The organism is Gordonia sp. CNJ-863 (assembly GCF_001942325.1).
Lineage (GTDB): Bacteria > Actinomycetota > Actinomycetes > Mycobacteriales > Mycobacteriaceae > Gordonia > Gordonia alkanivorans.
Genome location: NZ_MKKG01000078.1, coordinates 1 through 1,310 on the forward strand (window position 1 = coordinate 1; position 1,310 = coordinate 1,310).

At 65.0% G+C, this 1,310-nt stretch carries 2 protein-coding genes; both read right to left on the reverse strand.

Going from position 1 to position 1,310, the window contains the following annotated elements; translation table 11 throughout:
- Window positions 1-430 (reverse strand): hypothetical protein (locus tag BJF87_RS23675; protein WP_139319584.1); only part of this gene is annotated, 430 nt, incomplete at its 3' end.
- A 22-nt stretch (window positions 431-452) separates the two neighbouring features.
- Window positions 453-827 (reverse strand): hypothetical protein, encoded by a 375-nt coding sequence (locus tag BJF87_RS25995; RefSeq protein ID WP_139319585.1) that lies wholly within the window; start codon window positions 825-827, stop codon window positions 453-455.
- Window positions 828-1,310 lie beyond the last annotated feature (483 nt).

Consider the following 1,310-nt stretch of genomic DNA (forward strand, 5'->3'; position numbering starts at 1 on the left):
CGCAGTAGTTGAGGTGGCGGGCGACCGCGGCGTGCACGGTGCGCTGTTCGGCGTCGACGTCGCGATTGGATGCCAGGACGCGCCGCTGGTGTTGGGCGATGAGCATGCGCAGCTCGGCCCGTGCGGTCGGCACGTACTCGAAATCGTCTTCGCTGGGGTGCGCGTCGACATCGAGCTCGCTGGAATCGACCTCTCGCGCGGCGGTGGCCGCCAGGTGGCGGATCGCCGCGGCGAAAAGCCCGCAGGGCGCGGGGATCTGATTGACGGCGGCGATCTCGTCGCAGGCCAGGGAGAACTCGATCGACTCGAACACCCGCGGGTTCAAATGCCCGATGACGGTGAAGGTGGTGCGCACAGCTGGGTGCTCGGCGAGCTGGGCCACCGTCCAGGTGGCCGGGTCGCCGGCGGGGTGTGCGGAGTGAATGCTCATCAGCTCCTCCTCGAGGTGGGGGTTATCCGGCGGTGCGGTAGCCGGTGTAGATCTCGGCGATGATGCGGTCCAGGGCGGCGCAGTCGTGTGGAGAGAGCGCGGCGAGGATGCCCGAGTCGGTGTGCGCGGTGAGAACCGCGGTACCGATCACCGCCCGCGGTGTGCCGACTCCGGCCGTGGCGATCTGGGAGGCCACATCGTTGTAACCGATTCCACCGACAGTCACCCTGGATAGGGGTTCGAACAGTGTCCACAGGTCCAGGTGATCCGCGAGGTGGGTGAGGGGCAGCGGATTGAGCGGCCCGCCAACGACTTCCCGCAACGCCTGCTCGGGATCAGAAGATGGCAACTCGACGTACTCGGCGTCACCGCGATAAGTGAGAACTAAGGCCTTCATCGTCATTCCCCTCTGTTGACCCGCAGCCGAACAATACCTCCTTTAGGGGGCAATGTGTAGCCTAAAGGAGGTATTGTTTCTAGACGTGTACCGCTACCTGTCGCTGTCGGAATTTGCCGATCGCGCAGGGCTGTCCGTGGCGACCATGAAGAGTTACTTGCGCAAAGGACTCCTGCCCGACCTGACGCGCTGGTCGGACGAAACCGGGGCTGGAAGGCTGAGACGGTCGACTACTGGATCCACAACAGGCTCGGCCGCGGCGCCCGCACTGATCTTCGCCCACGCTGAACGAGGTTCTGAGAAATCTGATCATGGGTACGGTGCTTTCTCCGGCCGAACCTGTTGTGTCCGTTGATGTGTACTACGAGACGAACAGCGTGTACTGGACGGGCTTCTGCGGGACCGCGGGGGTGGCGAAACCGATGCCGTGCAGCCCTGCTCCGGTGCGCAGGACCTGCGTGACGGGTTTGCCGCCGCGGGGGC